Consider the following 15,882-nt stretch of genomic DNA (forward strand, 5'->3'; position numbering starts at 1 on the left):
GTACTCGTGTGCGTTCGCGCTCGGCGATTGCGTTCGATGCGCGTCATTGCGCTGGCTTCGCCCGGCGCGCGGTCGCCGACCATTCGCATGCGTTCGTTCATTGGAACAGCACGCCGATGCCCTTCATGTCGACCTGGCGTTGCATCTGCATCCGCATGCCCTCCATTTCCTCCTGCATCGTCGGCACGCGCGGCTGATCCCAGCGCACGCCGTTCACGAACACGGTCCGCCAGCGCAGGAAGCCCCACAGGAAATAGAACTCGCGGCCGCTCGTTTGCAGCGCGAGGCCGCCCGTCACCTTCGGGTCGGTGAGCACGGCGCTGTCCGTCGGCGCGCTCGGGTCCTTCGCGGCGCGCGCCTGCTTGGCCGACTGCATCGCGGCGTCGTAGCGCTTCAGCAGGTCCGCTTGCGGCGCGGTGAGGGGGGAGCGGGGCTCGGGCTCGGGCGGAAGCCCACCGACGGGCCCCAATCCCGTGGAACCCACGCCCATCGCTTGCGTAATCTGCCACGGGCCGGGCATGCCCGTTTCTACACGTTTTTTCCAGGCAGCGTGCGCACGTTCGAAGTCGGCTTGCTTGGCCTTAATCTCCTGAATCTGCTTATGGTTCCACACGTCGTCGTCGTCGCCCAGCGGCTTGAACCAAGAGCGCGAATCGTGCATGTAGTTGTCGTACAGCACGCTGATCGGCGCTTCGGGAGGGTCCATGTTCCAGTCGCTGCGAACTTGTTGCCACTGCTCCCACTTCTCATTGAGTTGGGCTTGCACCAATTTGACCACTTTGTCGCCGAATAGCACGGTCGCAGGGGTGGCCCCCGGAATGAAAACTTCAGCAGCGGCCGCGGCCGGAAGTAGTGACGTGGAGACAACAGCGGCTGTTTTCGGATTCTCGCTGGCCCATTTCGTAACAAACTTCTTCACGTATCGGGTGACCGTCGGGCCGCCGGCTTTCTCGACCTCCAGCAGATCGTCCCATTCCTCCTTCAACTCCGCATTCGCGCTGTCCAAATCCGCTGCATCTTGCGGGTAGCTTGCCTGCGCAGCCTTGAAGCTCGGCTGCGCGCGCATGTCCTTGAGCCGCATCTTGCGCCAACGAAGATACAAGCCGTAATGGCAGCGCATCAGGCCAGGAGTGCCGTGGTCCTTCTCGTAGTAGTAGTTCTCGCTCGCTTTTACGTAGGCTTCGAAAGATTGTTTTAGTCCTGCTGAAATCTTGAATGAAGCGGTGACGTCCGCGCCGATACCTGGTCCCTGGATATCCAAAGGCACACCTGCCTTACGTGCTTCCCGGTACATATCAAGCAGCGGGACTTGCGAAAGTTTGTCGGCATCGTCCTGACCGCGCCCCTGTTCGCCTGGCCCATAGCCGCCGCCGACGTCCGAGTGAACGCCCGGGTAGACGATCTCCTCACGGCCGTCCATCGAACAATCGATAAGATCGAGTGGAAATGATCCACGAGGTTCATGTGCGGCCACCATGTGCACACAACGGCGCACGTAGTAAGGCACGGCCATCAATTCCTTGCGCCCCCATCCCCCATGTCCGTCGAACAAGGTTGCAGCGGCGCTCTGAGCGATGCCAACCGATGCGACCGTATCAAAGATGCCGAGAAAATCGTATGAAACCGGCACCCCGCACAAACTGAAATCGGGATCGAGTGCGTCAGCAAGCCAATTCGAAAAAGTGCGCGCCTCCGCTGCGCCGCGCGAAAATCCGAATACGTACAGCCGAATGCGTTGCAGCTTCGGCTTTCCTTTGACCAGCAGATCACCGATGCGCTCTTTTAACTGGGTACGACGATCCAGCAATACCTTGCGGCGCTTGCTGTCCCAATCTTGCACGGCTGCATTCCACTTCGACGAATCCAACTCGTCCTTGAGCTGCGCCCAATTCGAATCCCAATCCCAAGTCAATTCGACGCCATTCTGCTCGGCAGCAATCAGCTTGAGCGCCCCCACACCAGAATTCGCGCGCAATTTGATGTCGCCTGCGCTTCCCGGTTTAGGTGGTGTGCCGCCAAGATCGATGCCCTTGAAATTCATGTCGAGGCTCATCGATTTTACGATTTCCTTATCCTTTTTTCCTAACGCCACGGTTAACGAGTTACCGTAAACGTAGGTATGTAATGCGTTGTGAATTTGCAAAAGTGCCCAATTGATACGCCCTTCCCCTGCCCATCCCGCTGCCGCACCTGCCGCCGCTTGCAATCCGACACCGTAATCGCCGATCTGGTCAGTAAAAGGAGTACCGACTCCTGCAACGTAGATGCGATAGTGATATCTGTCGGCAGGAAAAGTATCACTCAGACGAGCCACATTGCTATGCTTTTGCCCGGTTCTGTCACGATCCGCATTATTGCGTGTGCCATCAAAAAAAATCCCAACGTGCAGTGTCTTGCAGCAACTCATGCCATCGTCAGATTGGAGTCTGCGCAGAATCGCGTCCTGCTCTTCCTTCGTGACGACATTAGCATCAGGACGCTCGACAGAAGCGAAACGAATGCTCATGGCTTGATCCTTTTATCGGGAATCGGACAACGTGGATCACTGTTCAGTATCGTGAAATTTCCCGGGCAAGCCTCATTTGGCGCCTGTAACCCCTCCGGGAAACCAGAAAATCCAGGCATCCACTGTGATGCATATACTTTAATTCTATCGCCCGGAAAAAATAATACCCATAAAAATCCATCCGAAAAATACTCGTATTTTTCGACAGGTACAACACGACCTGCTATCGACTTAGGATCTTTTTTAAACATATCGTCATTGCGCCACTCGACTGTGACAGTCAGCCCAGGGCGCCATTTATTCGGCAAGGAAACGCAACAAAAAATTCTGCCACCACCACTACCAATTCGAGATGGGACATTCCCTCCCCACGTCCCATCGACATAAAATCTGCCGATTGGAATCTCGGTATAGTTAAGCGCATTCAACTTCAAACTCATCATGTCGTCTTCCGACTGAGTGACATCTTCACGTTCCGTAGCGAGGGGAACGGCTGCCCTGTCTGTTGCGCGCGAGCAACCCGCGCCGGCCAGAAACACAATCAGGAATATGGTCAATCTGATAAAAGTCTTCATTGGGCCAAAGTGCAAATTCATGACTTAATTCTCTTATCCGGATGAGAGCAACGCGGGTCGTCGTTCCTCAGCGTGAAGTGGCCCGGACACGCCTCGTTCGGCGCTTGCAGCCCTTCCGGGAACCCCGGAAAGCCGGGCATCCATTGCGACGCATACACCTTGATCTTGTCGTTCGGAAAAAACAGCACCCACAGGAATCCGTCGGAGAAGTAATCGTATTTCTCAACCGGTATCACCCGGCTCGCCATCGCATTTGTGGCTTTTTTGTACAGATTGTCATCTTGCCATTGCACCGTTACCGTCAGCCCAGGACGCCATTTAGTTGGTAAAGATACACAGCATATAACTCGTCCCCCACCGCTCCCTATGCGCGATGCGACTGTGCTGCCCCACGTACCATCTACGTAAAACGTACCTATTGGGATATCGGTATAGTTAAGCGCATTCAATTTCAAACTCATCGCATCGCCCCCTGACTGTGAGAGCGCCTCCTCCCCCTCGTCGACTGACGTTCGATCTGTCGCCCGCGAGCAACCCGCGCCGGCCAGAAACACAATCAGGAATATGGTCAATCTAATAAAAACCTTCATCGGGCCAAAGTGCAAATTCATGACTTGATTCTCTTATCCGGATGAGGGCAGCGCGGATCATCGTTCCTCAGCGTGAAGTGGCCCGGACACGCCTCGTTCGGCGCTTGCAGCCCTTCCGGGAACCCCGGAAAGCCGGGCATCCATTGCGACGCGTACACCTTGATCCGGTCCTCCGGTAAAAACAGCACCCACAAGAATCCGTCGGAAAAGTACTCGTACTTCTCGACCGGCACCACGCGACCCGCTATCGAATTCGGATCTTTCGCGAACATCTCGTCGTTGCGCCATTCGACAGTCACAGTCAGCCCGGGACGCCATTTGTTGGGCAACGATACGCAACAGATAATTCGCCTTCCACCGCTTCCAATACGCGACCGAACATTACCTCCCCAGGTGCCATCGACATAAAACCGACCAATGGGGATTTCCGTGTAGTTCAACGCGTTCAGCTTCAGGCTCATCATGTCGTCATCCGCCTGCGACACGGCCTCGCCTTTCCCTCCCGCCTCCAGCGACGCATCGCTCCCCGCACGCGAGCAAGCCGCGACACTCCCCAACAGCGCCAGCAAGAGCAACAACAGGGCAACCGCATCCATCGACCGACGCCCAAGCGCCACCGATGTCACACGTCGAATCCGGGCTCGCATGAACGACCGCACCGCTCCTCGCCCTCCCGACCTCTCGCTCCGCCTCACGATTCACCCACCCCGACTACGCCGACGCTTCGACCGGCGGCACGAGCCATCCCGCCGCCTCGAGCGCATCGAGCGCCGCCCGCGCGCCGGCCGACGGCGGCACGCCTTCCTTCGCCCACGCTTCGCTCACGCACGCATGAGCCTGCGAAGGCGTCGCCGTGAGCCGCCCGAAGCTTTCCGGCCGCTGCCGCACGTGAAAAATCAGCGTGTCGATCTTCGACGCCTGCCTGAGCGCCGCGATCTGATCGGCGTCGAGGCGATACGGCTCGACGTCGCCGCCGTCGGACGCGATCTCGCCGCCAACCGGCGCGACATCGAGCTCGACGAGCGACGCCGCGCGATCGAACAGCCACCACGCATCGATGCCCGCAAAAAAGCGATTGCGCTGCGCCTGCGTCAGCACGCCCGCCCACGCGGGCACGCAGCGCGTATCCGCGAGCCGCACGAGAAACGCTTCGTCGTCTTCGGCGCGCGCCTCCATCTGCCCGCGCAAATGCGCGGCGAGCGCATCGACGCCGTGCGCGGCGCGCAGCAAGCTCAACATCGGCCGGCCGTCGGTCTCGCGCAGCAAGCCTGCGCACACTTCTTCGCGCGGCTGCGCGTCGTCCGGCAGCGGCATCAGGCAAGGCGAGATTTCCACCAGACCTTCGCCGTCGTAGACGCCTTCGTAAAGCGCGACGACCGTGCCGTTCGGATTCAGCGCCGCGAGCGCATCGCGCAGCGACGGCGAGAAACCCATGTCGACGAGCGCATACCAGCGCCCCTCGGCCGACGGCGCGTCGAGCACTTGCCGCAGGCGCGGCAACGCGCCCGCCGGGTACGGATCGATCCAGTCGAATATCTCGGCCGTCATGCTCAAACCGCCTTGCCGGCCAGCGCGCTGCCCGACTGCATCGCGTGCTTCAGGCACTCGACGCACACCTTCTCGGGAAACTGCGGCAGCGCGGCATCCAGTTGATCCGGGCCGACGAACGTATGCTGCGCCGCGTGCACGACGAGCGAGCCCGGGCAGCCGAACGTGACGTTGCCGCCTTCGATCGTCAGATGCGCGCCGCCGCTGACCGCGAGGTGCACGGTCTGCCTCGCCGCGATCTCGACGTCCGCGCCGACGGACGCCACGTTCAGGTCGTCGCACGCGCGCAGCGCGATCGCGTCATGCTGCGCCTGCAGCGTCAGATCGTCCTTGCCGGAGATCACGCTCATGCCGACGCCGCTCGCCGCGCTCGCGCCGGCAAGCCAGCCGATCCCCTGCCCGCTGTGGATGCGCAGCGTCCGACCGACCGCGAGGTTCGTGTCGTTGCCGCTGCCGACCGTCAGCGTCTCGCCCGCCGCCCATTGCAGCGACTGGCCGGCGAGCAATCCGTGGCCGCCCTTCGCTTCGATCCCGAGCACCGCGTCGCCCGTATGGGGCAGCGCGTCGCCCGCCGAGCGGCTCGACGCGTCGGCCGCCGCTTGCGCGTAGCCGTCCGCGCCGACCGTCGTCGCGAGGCTCTTCTTGAGCGCGTCGAGCGGCGCGGCGGCGTCGTTCATCGACGATTGCCCGGCCTGCTGCGCGCCGCGCTGCGCGGCGAACGGCAGGGTCTTGTGCGTATCGGCCGCCTGGTCGAGAAGCTTCGCGAGCGTCGCCTGCTGGCCGAGCAGCGACTGCAGCGCCGACACGTCGCCCGCCGGTTGCGACGGCCCCGTCGGCGCATAGCTGGAGATCAGCATGCCGCGCGCGCCGCGCAACGCGCCGTATGCGTCCGAACGCAGCTCGACGCCCTGCCCGCGAAAGCTGCCGAGATAGTTGTCGGCCTGATGGCGCAGGTGGCCGATGTTGAGCTGCGTCGCCGCGTGCGTCGTCGCCATCTGCATGCGGCCCATGCGGTCGGTATCGTCCGCGACGAGCTGGTTGTGGCCCTGGCCGTCGAAGCCCTGGCTCTTGAAGCCGGACAGCGCGCCGGCGTGACGGTGGCGCTTCGCGCCGCCGCCCGCGCCGTGCCACGCGGGGCTGTGGCCGCCCGCGAGATTGCCTTGCGCGCTCGTCGCGTGATCGCCCGCCTGCGCATACACCGATTCGTCGAGCGGCTGCCCCGCTTCGCCGCCCGGCGTCGGCGCCTCGCCGCCTTCGCCGCGCCCGTTGAACAGCCCGCCGAGCACGATCGGCCGATGCACGAGCCCGTTGACGAACTGCACGAGCACCTCGTGGCCGATCCGCTGCGTCTGCTGCAACCCGTGCCCCTGGCTCGCGAGGCGCTGCATCGCGCGCGTCGGGTACGTGCCCGAATCGCCGTCCGCCTGCCAGTGATAGCGCAGCCGCAGCCGGCCCTGCGCATCGGTGTGGACCGGCCCCGTCGCCCCCGGCCGCGGCTCGCCCTGCGGCCCGACGACGATCGCCGTCTGCGCGCCGAGCGCCGTCGGCGCCGGATTCAGCCGCTGGCCGGTGCCGTCGTCGAGTGTCGGGCGCCACGCCTGCTCGCGCGGCACGGCGTCGAACCGGTTCGCGTAGCCGCCCGCCTTCGCCTGGCCGAGCACGCGCGCGTCGAGATCCGCGAGCGGCAGCGGGCCGAGGCCGCGCTCGACGCGCTCCATCACGGTCGCGGGCAGATTGTTGACGCCGACCTCGTCGATGCGGGTGAGCACGAACGCATCCGGCGCTTGCGCGCCGCCGCGCGGCATGCGCCACGTCGCGCCCGCGATGCGCAGCGCGCGGCCGACGCGCGCGGTGCGCAACGTGCTGTAGCCCGTCCAGAAGCGCGCCGCGGAAACGATCGCCTCCGCGTGCCGGCGCGCGGTGTCTTCGGCTTCGCGCAGGCTGTCGAACGCTTCGGGCCCGACGTCGTCGTACAGCTCGCGCGATCCGGCCGGATTGCCGAGGCTCGCCGTCGCGCTCGTCGACTGGTTGCTGCGGTAATCGCTGCTGATCAGCGTGACGCGATCCGCGCTCAGCGACAGCGACTGCCCGATGCCGACGATCACGTCGTCCGGTTCCGTCGCCGTCCCGCTCAGGCGCTGCGGCACGCCGCCCGCGCGCGCGGACGTCTCGTCCTCGGGCAGTTGCGTGCTGTCGTCGAAAATCAGCATCGCGTGGCCGGCCGGCGCATCCGCGTCTTCGACGAAGCAAAAGCCGAGCCCCGCTTCGGCCAGCACGTGCCGAACGAAATCGAAATGCGTATGGGTGCGGTATTGCACGCGGTAGTCGCGCGCGCCGAGTTCGGCGACGCGCTGGTTCGCGTCCGCCGTGAAGCGCCAGCGGGCGATCGCGCCGTACGGCGCGAACACCGCGCCGAGCACGTCCGCAACGCCCTGCCGGACGAACGTACGCTCGTCGCGCCCGTGCGCGAGCGCGGCAAGCCACGGCACGAGCTGCAGGTAATAGCGTGCGAGGCCGGCGTCATAGCCGATGCACTCAGCTTGCGCGACGAGCCCGCTGCGCACGGCGCTCGCGCCGTGCGGCAGCGCGGTGCGGATCGTCACGCGCTGCCCGAGCATCGCCTCGAGGTCGAGGCCGGGATCGGTGGCGAGCGCGTAGACGTCCCATTGGAAATTCTCGGAGAGCGTCTCGCGGCCCGCCCAGCGCTCGATCTGCAGCGACGCGAGCTCGCCCGGGCCGTCGAGGGAATAGAGACAATTGGCAGCGCTGAAAAGCGACGTGAATTGCGTGATCACGCTCATGAGAATCCCGCTCTCTCGGAGTTCGACTATTTTTTGAATATGGCTCGTTGCGACGAAAACGGGACAACGGATAAAACCACTGCGCAGCGCGATCACCACCCTCGAACGATCGCGATAATGCAGCGTAGCCAAACCCCGATTGCGCGCGATGCGATCCGGCTTGCCGAATCACCGGGACACGCCCCGCCGCCAAGGCCGCCGGACGGTAAGTCCCCCATTTATCGCGCACTATTTTAAATTACGCGGCGGCGCTAGGCTATAGGACACCGATACGAAACCCGAGCAAAAACGCGCAACCGGGCGCTATCTCAAAATGAAAATGTTTCGTACTGCCGCGAACGGGACGATTTCCAATGTCGCTCAGTAAATATTGCCGCCGAGGTAATTAATTCCGCCAGCCAAATTCCGATATCGTCGCCAATGGTGATTAGCCGGTAAAATCGGCCCCGCCCGCGCCGAGCGCGGGCGGAAACCGACCCGCTCGACGCACGCCCGCCGAGCGTCCCGAAGGAGACCACACCATGGCACGCCCGTTCATCGTGCTCGGCGACAAGCACAGCCACGGCGGCACCGTCACGACGGCGGCCGCGACGTCCGCGATCCACGGCAAGGGCATCGCGCGACGCAACGACAAGGTCTCGTGTCCGATCCACGGATCGAACCACATCGTCGAAGGCGACGACACGATGATCATCGACAACGAAGGCGTCGCGCGCGACGGCTACCGGACAGCCTGCGGCGCGGCGCTCATCGCGAGCCAGTCGAACACGGGCGGCGACGCGGCGTGACGAATGCATCGACGGGGAATCGCATGAAGCAGCGCGCGTGGTTGAGCAAGACGGCCCTCGTGGCCGCGGTATTCGTTCTGGTTTGGATCGCGACGATCGTTTACTGGAAAGCGACGTATCACCCGCCGAGCGGGACGGAGCTGCTGGTGTACGGCATCGCGCTGCCGTCGCTGCTCGCCGCGTGCGTCGCGTGGGCGCGCAAGGCCGTCGGCCGGCTGCGTGAAGCACCCGCCGCCGCATCGCAGGCCGTCGCCATGGCGGCGTCCGCCCATGGCGCGCACTCCGCCCATGCCGCACCGGCCGCGGACGAAGCGGCGCAGCGCAGGTGGACGCTCGCGCTGCTCGATAGCAGCGTGAGATTTCCGACGGGCGCGACGACGGCTGAAGCCGACGACGCCGCCCGCAACGAAACCGCCGTCGGCCTGCACCCCGAGCTGCGCCGCCCGGACGGCGCGGGCGTGTTCGCGAGCGGCGTGGCGTCGGTTTCGCTCGACCACTTCGACGAAAGCCTGCTGCCGCCCGGCACGGGCGCCGCGCTGAACGACGAGCACTGGCGCGCGCTGATGCTCGCCGCCGACGCGCTCGACGAGTTGCTCGAGCGCCACGCGGTGCTGTCGACGGGCGGCGCATCCCGCGTTGCCGAGCCGCTCAAGCTGCATCTGCTGCTGCCCGAGCGCTGGCAGCCGGTGGCGGCCACGCTCGCCGCGTGGCTCGACGCGCACGTCGCGCGCGAACGCTGGATGCCGGGCGTCGAGCGCGTGCAGACCCGCATGATCGCGGACCCGGTGCAGGCATGGACGATCGTCGACGAACTGATCGTGTCGCTCCATCACCAGCCGTCGGATGCGCGCCATGTCGTGCTCGCGTGCGATTCGTCACTGAGCGACGCGACCGTGCGCGCGCTCGACGACAACGGCAGCCTGTACGGACACAACCGGCCGAACGGCCGCGTTCCGGGCGAAGGCGCCTGCGCGCTGCTGCTCGCGCATCCCGCGTCGGCGGATGCGACGGACGCGCCGCGCATTCACCGGCTCGTCGCGGCTCGCTCCCGCGCCGCAGGCGACGCGGCGGCCGAGCCGCAATCCGATACGCTCGCGCAATTGCTCGACGCGGCGCGCACGCAGACCGCATCGGCCGAGCTCGATCTGTCCGGCTGCGGGCTCGTGAGCGACGCCAACCAGCGCGGCGGCAGCCGCACCGAAATCGCGGGCGTCGTCGAGCGAACCTGGCCCGACGACGGCCGCGAACGTTGCCGGCATCTCGGCGTCGCGAACGGAGAAAGCGGCGCGGCACTCGCGCTCGGCGCGCTCGCTGTGGCCGGCTGGCGCGCGAACGAAGAACGGCAGCCGACGTTCGCGGCGTCGATCGGCGATCCGGCTGCGCGCGGCGTCATGCTCGTCACGCCCGAGCCGATCGGGCCGGATCTCGCAGCCGCCGCCTGAGCACGCCGAAGCCGGCCGCGCGTGCGCCGCGGCTGCGTCGCGCGTCTAGATCAGAAATCCGCCGCCCGAGCGGCGCGCACGCCGGCACAGCGCGTCGCCCGTCCGGCTCGACACGAGCACGAGCTGCGTGAAGCCGTTCGGCGCGACGTACTGGCTCAGCAGGCAATCCATCAGTTGCGCGAACGTGTGGACGCCCGTACCGGCGAAGCAGTCTTCGTCGACCGTGATGCGAATCTCGAGCCCTCGCACGACGCTCGCGAACGGCTTCTCGGATACCCACGCCGTCACGGGTTTTTGCGACACGTCGACGATGCCCGCGATCTGCCGGACGGTAGCCGGCGACTCCTGCAGGTCGTGAAGCTTCAGCATGTCGCGCACGGCGCCGGCGCCGCCCGCGAGCAGCAGCGAATTCAGCGACAGTTGCGAGATCAGGCGCCACAGCGCGCCGCGGTCGTCGCGCAAACGAAGCGGCCGCGTGGGCCGCTGCAGCAGGCTGATCCGGCTCGCGAGCGTGCCGCCCTCCATCATCAGATCGCCGCCCGGCGCGCCGTGCGGCAGTTGCTCCGGCAAGTCGCGATTGCTGCACGTGAGCTTGAAGTCGACGCCGGGCGGCGGCGCGACCGGGTCGAGCGCGCCGTCGACGAAGCCGAGCGACAGTTCGTGCCCCGGCTCGCTTCTCGCGATCAGCGCGTCGCGCCGCATGCGCCAGTACGACGACGCCCGCGCCGCGTGCCCGCCGTGGTACAGCGCATGGAGCGACCGGAACGCCGTGATCCGCTCGCCCTGCGGCGTGTCCTCGACCTGCGTCACCGCGTCGACGGAATAGACCTCGTACGCGTAGGCATTCTGCTTGTCGACGACGAGCGGATACATGTGCGTGCCCGACGCCGCGCCCGGCTGCGCGCCGAGCTTGCCGGACGTCTCGAACAGGTTGATCACCGGCGTGCATCCGAGCCGCACGTGCTCGGCGCTCAGCGATTCGAGCACGCTCGCCTTCGCGGAATCGGCCGGGATGTCCTTCAGCAGCAAATGGAGCGTGAATTGCCGTCCGCCGAGCCGCCCGGCCTCACGCAGATCGCAATCGAAGAAGCCGAACTTCTCGGGAAAAGCGAAATACTCCGTGAGCAGCGGATACGCGGGATGCACGGTGTCCGGACAGGGAATCAGGCTGTCGTCGCGCGACACGCCGGCGGCCGAGAACGGCACGCGGCCGAGCGCCGCCCAGCGCCCGCTCTGCGCCGATTCGACATACGCGTGCACCGCGTGCAACGACAGCGCGTCGCGCAGCGCGGCGCTCAGCAGCGGCTCGCCGCGCACGTACAGGCGAACCGTGTCGAGCTTCAGGTCGGCGACGCACGCGTGCGGCGAACGGATCGCGAACGTGAGCGAGATTTGCGCGCCCGCGTTCGGCGGCAGCCGGAACGACATCGGCGCCTGCGGCATCGCGTGAAAGCGCGCCGCGCTCACTTGCAGCGGCGACAGCGTCACGTCGTAGGCAGTGCGGAAGAACATCTTCGCGCCCTTGACGGGCCGGCTGTACAGCTGCGTGCCGCGCGGCACGACGACTGCCGCCGACATCTGCGCCGCGCGGCTCGCATCGACGTCGAAGGCGGCGATCGAGCACGACGGAAACGCGCGCAGATAATGCGGGTACAGCACCTCGACGAACGCCTTCGTGAATTCGGAGTAATCGTCCTCGATGTGCTGCGACGCGCGCGCGCCTGTCAGCGCGAACGACTCGAACAACCGCTCGACCTGGGGGTCCTCGCTGCTGCCGTCGGCGCCGCTCGCGAGCTGCATGCGGCTCGCGATCTTCGGATAGCGCTCGGCGAAATCGCGCACATGGCGGCGCAGGAACGCCAGTTCCCGTTCGTAGTAAGAGAGGAGTTCATCCATCAGCGGTTCTCGAAAGTGCCGTCGCACGCCGGTCGGCCGATGCCGACGGCACGGCTCACCATGCGTTCGGCGAAAGCGCGAACGGCCGGACCGCCGTGCGGGCCCGAATGGACGAACGTTGCGCGGGCAATCAGCCTGGGCCGACGCGACGGCCAACTTTACCGGAACATTCGGGTGCAGTCCACGCCGCGGCCCGCGCGTCGGCCGATCGGGCTATCCGCGGCGAACGCGCGCCAGGGCGGCGACGCGCGACGACGGACGCGACGGACGCGACGGGTGACGACGCGATTGGCGCGGTCGGTGCGGTCGGTGAGGTCGGTGAGGTCGGTGAGGTCGGTGAGGTCGGTGAGGTCGGTGAGGTCGGTGCGGTCGGTGCGGTCGGTGCGGTCGGTGCGGTCGGTGCGGTCGGTGCGGTCGATGCGGCCGGTGAGGTCGGTGCGGCCGGTGAGGTTGGTGCGAGCGGACGCGCGCGCTCGGTGCTGTCACCGTCGGCCAGACGCTCGCCCGCTCACCGCGCGCTTCGACTCGATCAGCGCCCGGACGCGCATCGCGGCTTCAGGCGTCGCGCGATTGCAGACGTCTCGGCGTTCGCGGCGAACGCCGAGCAGGACCAGCGTGCGATCAAGGCGTTCGGCGCCGAGCAAGCGACGCGGACGACGCGCGATTGCGCGCAATCGCAGCAGACCGACGCGGCGCCCCCGATAGGAAGACAATGAGTGCGCAACGGGAAAGATGACGAACGAACCGCGCAGCCTCCTTCATTCCGCACTTCGCCTCTCCGCGACGCCCATCGGGCAGCGCGGCGAACGGCATTCGCGCGATCGCGCCGACAACCCGCGTCGCGCCGATACCGACGTCGCCTCAACGTTGCCTTGACGTCGGCTCGATACCGCCTCGATACCGCCTCGACGTCGCCTCGATGCCGCTCCGGCAATCCTCCGAGCCATCGCCGTCGAGCGGCCCGAACCGCACGTCGTCCGCCACGCTCGCCGAGCGGCGCCTCCCCGGCTCTGGGTTAGAATTTTTGCGGCGTGCCGCGCGCGGCACGCAATGCATCGACGCGCAGGAGTGCCGACGAAGATCAGCAAGTGCCGCAACCGCCGCCGAGCCCTCGGCGCAGCGACGCGCCCCGCCGGGCGCGCAGGAAGAGCCGCACGGTCAGGTGCCGCAGGATGCCGGCGGGCCGCGCGTATCGCCGTCACGTCAAACGCTCGGGCATGAACTCGATGAAACAACGAAAATCGCTTCCGCTACCGGGCGTCGCCGCGACGCTCGCGCTATGCGCGCCGCTCGAGGGCTGCGGCTCGCGCGGCGCGCCTTCGTACGTGCTGTTCGGCGCGTATTTCCCGCGCTGGCTGCTGAGCGCCGTGATCGGCGCGGCGGCCGCGCTCGTCGCGCACCGGCTGTTCGTCGCGGCCGGCTGGGCAAGCGTCGTGCCGCATCAGCTTTCCGTCTGCACCGCGATCGGGCTCGTCGTCGCGGTGCTCGTCTGGCTGCTCGGCACGGGACAATTCTGATGAAGATCGCCGGCGTGAATCCGAAACCCGCGTGGAAAGGCCGCCTGATCGCGCTCGCGATCGGCGCGCTCGGCGCGGCCGCGCTGGGTACGCGTATCACCGCTCGTCGCGCTACCCGTCGACCGACGACGCGGCGATCGACGCCGACGTCGCGAAGCGCGGCTTCTTCGAGCCGGACGCGCGCACGAATCCCGATCACATCCGCTACGCGTTAAAGACGACCGCCGCCGCGATGTTCTGCTATCTGCTGTATCAGCAGCTCGACTGGCAAGGCATCCACACCTGCTTCATCACGTGCTACATGGTGTCGCTCGGCACGACCGCCGAGACGGACGAGAAGCTGACGCTGCGCATCGCGGGCTGCATCGTCGGCGCGCTGCTCGGCACCGCCGCGATCGTGTTCGTCATGCCCGCGCTCACGTCGGCCGGCGAGCTGACGGCGCTCGTGTTCGCGGGCGCGTGGGCGGCCGCGTGGGTCGCGATGGGCTCGCCGCGCATCTCGTATGCGGGCATGCAGGTCGCGTTCGCGTTCTTCCTGTGCGCGATCCAGGGCGCCGCGCCCGGCTTCGATCTGACGCTCGCGCGCGACCGCGCGATCGGAATCCTGCTCGGCAATGTCGTCGTGTATCTGGTGTTCACGCGCGTGTGGCCCGTCAGCATCGCGAGCCGGATCGACGCCGCGCTCGATGCGCTCGTCGCGCAATGGGCGCGCATCGCGCGCGCGAAGGACGCCGACTCGCGCCGCACGCAAACCGCCGCGGCGCTCGCGCAGCACGCGAGCCTGCGGCAGGACCTCGGGTTGATCCACTATGCGCCGTCGTGGGTGCGGCCGCCGCCGGACCGGGTCGCGAGCCGGCGGCGGACGCTCGCGGAACTGGACGCGCTCGAAGGCCCGCTGTTCCTGCTCGCCGAACGCGCAGCGGGCGAGGATGGCCTCGCGGACGTCGATGCGCGCTTGCGCCGCGTCGCGCGCAATGCAAGCGATGCGGGCGACGGCACGAGTGCGAATGCAAGCGATGCGGGCAATGACACGAGCGCGAATGCGGGCGATGCAGGCGATGACGCGAGCGCGAATGCGGGCGATGCGGGCAATGACGCGAGTGCGAATGCAAGCGATGCAGGCGATGACACGCATGCAAAAGCGCGCGATGCCGCAACCGATGCGCCGCACGCCGCCGACACGCACGCTGCCCCGCCGGCCACCGCATCCACCGCACCCGCCGTGACGCCGCACGCGCTCGGCGCAAGCGACGCCGCAACCCGCCATGCCGATGCCGAAGCCGAATCCGAATCCGAATCCGAAGCCGAAGCCCGAGCCAATGCCGAAACCGAAACCGCAGACGCAGACGCGCCGCGACGCACGCTGCTGAACCTGATCGACGCGCGCCTCGCCCGCCTCGCCGAGACCGCGCGACAACGAGACGTATCGAAGGAGCCGACGAATCATGCGCGCGCTTAATCCGATGTCACTGTCGATCGCGCTTGCCGTGGCCGGCCTCGCGGGCTGCGCGACGTCATCGCTCGACATGGCGCCCGACGCACCCGATCGCCCGTGGCGGCCGCAGACGGACGTCGCCGGCGCGATCGTGCCCGGATCATCGACGCCCGCAGCGAGCGTCGCGCGCGGCGATTACATGCTGCCCGCGAACGGCGCGCTCGCCGAGGTGCCGCCCGCCGCGGCGCTCGATCCGGCACATGCGTACACGCTGCCCGAGCTGATCGACCTCGCCGAATCGACGAATCCGCTGACGCGCATCGCCTGGAACGACGCGCGCAACGCGGCGCTCGCAGCCGGCATCGCGAAGGCCGCGTATCTGCCGCAACTGTCGGCGGCCGCGATGGGCGGCTATCTCGCCGGGCAGAACGCGCTGCGCACGAGCCTCGCATCGCACGAGGCGGCGGCGGCGGCGCTCGTCGACGCCGCACAGACGACCTACGACGCCGCGCTCGACGCGTATCGGCACGGCGTCGGATCGATCACCGACGCAATGCTCGCGCAGAACGGCCTGCTTGCGGCGCGGACCGCTTACGCGGACAGCTACAGCGCCGCGCTGTCGGCCGCGGCGTCGCTCGCGCTCGCGACGGGGACGGTCGCGCAAGCGCAGGAAACGGTGCAACGATAAGGATCGCGAACCGGAACCGCGTTCCGTCGCGGCGCAACTTGGGAAGGCTCCATGCCCGAGCCGGCCGCGATGCGCGATGCTGCGCCGCGCATGCCC

The 15,882-nt window shown here is 66.7% G+C and carries 12 protein-coding genes and 1 pseudogene; 6 read left to right on the top strand and 7 right to left on the bottom strand.

The window, feature by feature from the left end; genetic code table 11:
- Positions 1-97 precede the first annotated feature (97 nt).
- The 6 genes from WS78_RS11280 to WS78_RS11305 form a co-directional block, all read right to left on the bottom strand.
- Entirely contained in the window at positions 98-2,506 is a 2,409-nt protein-coding gene (locus tag WS78_RS11280; RefSeq protein ID WP_059582980.1) for a T6SS phospholipase effector Tle1-like catalytic domain-containing protein, read from the bottom strand.
- Positions 2,503-3,102, bottom strand: coding sequence for a DUF3304 domain-containing protein (locus WS78_RS11285; RefSeq protein ID WP_081989889.1), 600 nt, complete (start codon positions 3,100-3,102; stop codon positions 2,503-2,505). Before WS78_RS11285 ends, WS78_RS11280 begins: the two co-directional genes overlap by 4 nt.
- The gene (locus WS78_RS11290) at positions 3,099-3,692 is read right to left on the bottom strand and encodes a DUF3304 domain-containing protein (RefSeq protein ID WP_059582978.1); all 594 of its coding nucleotides are present in this window, start codon (positions 3,690-3,692) and stop codon (positions 3,099-3,101) included. Before WS78_RS11290 ends, WS78_RS11285 begins: the two co-directional genes overlap by 4 nt.
- The gene (locus tag WS78_RS11295; protein WP_038751367.1) at positions 3,689-4,267 is read right to left on the bottom strand and encodes a DUF3304 domain-containing protein; all 579 of its coding nucleotides are present in this window, start codon (positions 4,265-4,267) and stop codon (positions 3,689-3,691) included. Before WS78_RS11295 ends, WS78_RS11290 begins: the two co-directional genes overlap by 4 nt.
- 115 nt (positions 4,268-4,382) lie before the next feature.
- Positions 4,383-5,219 (bottom strand): DUF4123 domain-containing protein, encoded by an 837-nt coding sequence (locus tag WS78_RS11300; RefSeq protein WP_059582974.1) that lies wholly within the window; start codon positions 5,217-5,219, stop codon positions 4,383-4,385.
- Between the two features lie 2 nt (positions 5,220-5,221).
- Positions 5,222-8,020, bottom strand: coding sequence for a type VI secretion system Vgr family protein (locus WS78_RS11305; RefSeq protein ID WP_059582972.1), 2,799 nt, complete (start codon positions 8,018-8,020; stop codon positions 5,222-5,224).
- Positions 8,021-8,541: 521 nt separating this feature from the next.
- Here WS78_RS11305 and WS78_RS11315 point away from each other — a divergent pair.
- Both WS78_RS11315 and WS78_RS11320 read left to right on the top strand, forming a co-directional pair.
- Positions 8,542-8,808, top strand: coding sequence for a PAAR domain-containing protein (locus tag WS78_RS11315; RefSeq protein ID WP_059582968.1), 267 nt, complete (start codon positions 8,542-8,544; stop codon positions 8,806-8,808).
- 23 nt (positions 8,809-8,831) lie between these two features.
- Positions 8,832-10,250 carry a hypothetical protein gene (locus WS78_RS11320; RefSeq protein ID WP_059583181.1) on the top strand — a complete coding sequence of 473 codons (1,419 nt, stop codon included), beginning with the start codon at positions 8,832-8,834 and terminating at the stop codon, positions 10,248-10,250.
- 45 nt (positions 10,251-10,295) lie between these two features.
- On the opposite strand, the gene tssF is transcribed toward WS78_RS11320, so the two are convergent.
- Positions 10,296-12,146, bottom strand: a complete 1,851-nt coding sequence (gene tssF, locus WS78_RS11325) for a type VI secretion system baseplate subunit TssF (RefSeq protein WP_059582965.1) — start codon at positions 12,144-12,146, stop codon at positions 10,296-10,298.
- A gap of 107 nt (positions 12,147-12,253) precedes the next feature.
- Between tssF and WS78_RS35785 the strand changes: the two genes are divergently transcribed.
- From WS78_RS35785 to WS78_RS38350, 4 genes and pseudogenes are all read left to right on the top strand, one after another.
- Positions 12,254-12,862, top strand: a complete 609-nt coding sequence (locus WS78_RS35785; RefSeq protein WP_156437564.1) for a hypothetical protein — start codon at positions 12,254-12,256, stop codon at positions 12,860-12,862.
- 510 nt (positions 12,863-13,372) lie between these two features.
- Positions 13,373-13,663, top strand: coding sequence for a hypothetical protein (locus WS78_RS11335; protein WP_059583179.1), 291 nt, complete (start codon positions 13,373-13,375; stop codon positions 13,661-13,663).
- A gap of 157 nt (positions 13,664-13,820) precedes the next feature.
- A pseudogene (locus tag WS78_RS38345) lies at positions 13,821-15,122 on the top strand (FUSC family protein); the annotation flags it as partial.
- Positions 15,109-15,786, top strand: coding sequence for a hypothetical protein (locus tag WS78_RS38350; RefSeq protein WP_059582962.1), 678 nt, complete (start codon positions 15,109-15,111; stop codon positions 15,784-15,786). The pseudogene WS78_RS38345 and the gene WS78_RS38350, both read left to right, overlap by 14 nt.
- The last annotated feature ends 96 nt before the right edge of the window (positions 15,787-15,882 follow it).

This window comes from Burkholderia savannae, assembly GCF_001524445.2.
Taxonomy (GTDB): domain Bacteria; phylum Pseudomonadota; class Gammaproteobacteria; order Burkholderiales; family Burkholderiaceae; genus Burkholderia; species Burkholderia savannae.

Bases quoted from the DNA above. Each gene is read 5' to 3' on its own strand.
- WS78_RS11320 (WP_059583181.1), top strand. From the start codon at position 8,832: ATGAAGCAGCGCGCGTGGTTGAGCAAGACGGCCCTCGTGGCCGCGGTA.
- tssF (WP_059582965.1), bottom strand. From the start codon at position 12,146: ATGGATGAACTCCTCTCTTACTACGAACGGGAACTGGCGTTCCTGCGC.
- WS78_RS11315 (WP_059582968.1), top strand. From the start codon at position 8,542: ATGGCACGCCCGTTCATCGTGCTCGGCGACAAGCACAGCCACGGCGGC.
- WS78_RS11300 (WP_059582974.1), bottom strand. From the start codon at position 5,219: ATGACGGCCGAGATATTCGACTGGATCGATCCGTACCCGGCGGGCGCG.
- WS78_RS11285 (WP_081989889.1), bottom strand. From the start codon at position 3,102: ATGAATTTGCACTTTGGCCCAATGAAGACTTTTATCAGATTGACCATA.
- WS78_RS11335 (WP_059583179.1), top strand. From the start codon at position 13,373: ATGAAACAACGAAAATCGCTTCCGCTACCGGGCGTCGCCGCGACGCTC.
- WS78_RS11290 (WP_059582978.1), bottom strand. From the start codon at position 3,692: ATGAATTTGCACTTTGGCCCGATGAAGGTTTTTATTAGATTGACCATA.
- WS78_RS11295 (WP_038751367.1), bottom strand. From the start codon at position 4,267: ATGGATGCGGTTGCCCTGTTGTTGCTCTTGCTGGCGCTGTTGGGGAGT.
- WS78_RS35785 (WP_156437564.1), top strand. From the start codon at position 12,254: ATGGACGAACGTTGCGCGGGCAATCAGCCTGGGCCGACGCGACGGCCA.
- WS78_RS11280 (WP_059582980.1), bottom strand. From the start codon at position 2,506: ATGAGCATTCGTTTCGCTTCTGTCGAGCGTCCTGATGCTAATGTCGTC.
- WS78_RS11305 (WP_059582972.1), bottom strand. From the start codon at position 8,020: ATGAGCGTGATCACGCAATTCACGTCGCTTTTCAGCGCTGCCAATTGT.
- WS78_RS38350 (WP_059582962.1), top strand. From the start codon at position 15,109: ATGCGCGCGCTTAATCCGATGTCACTGTCGATCGCGCTTGCCGTGGCC.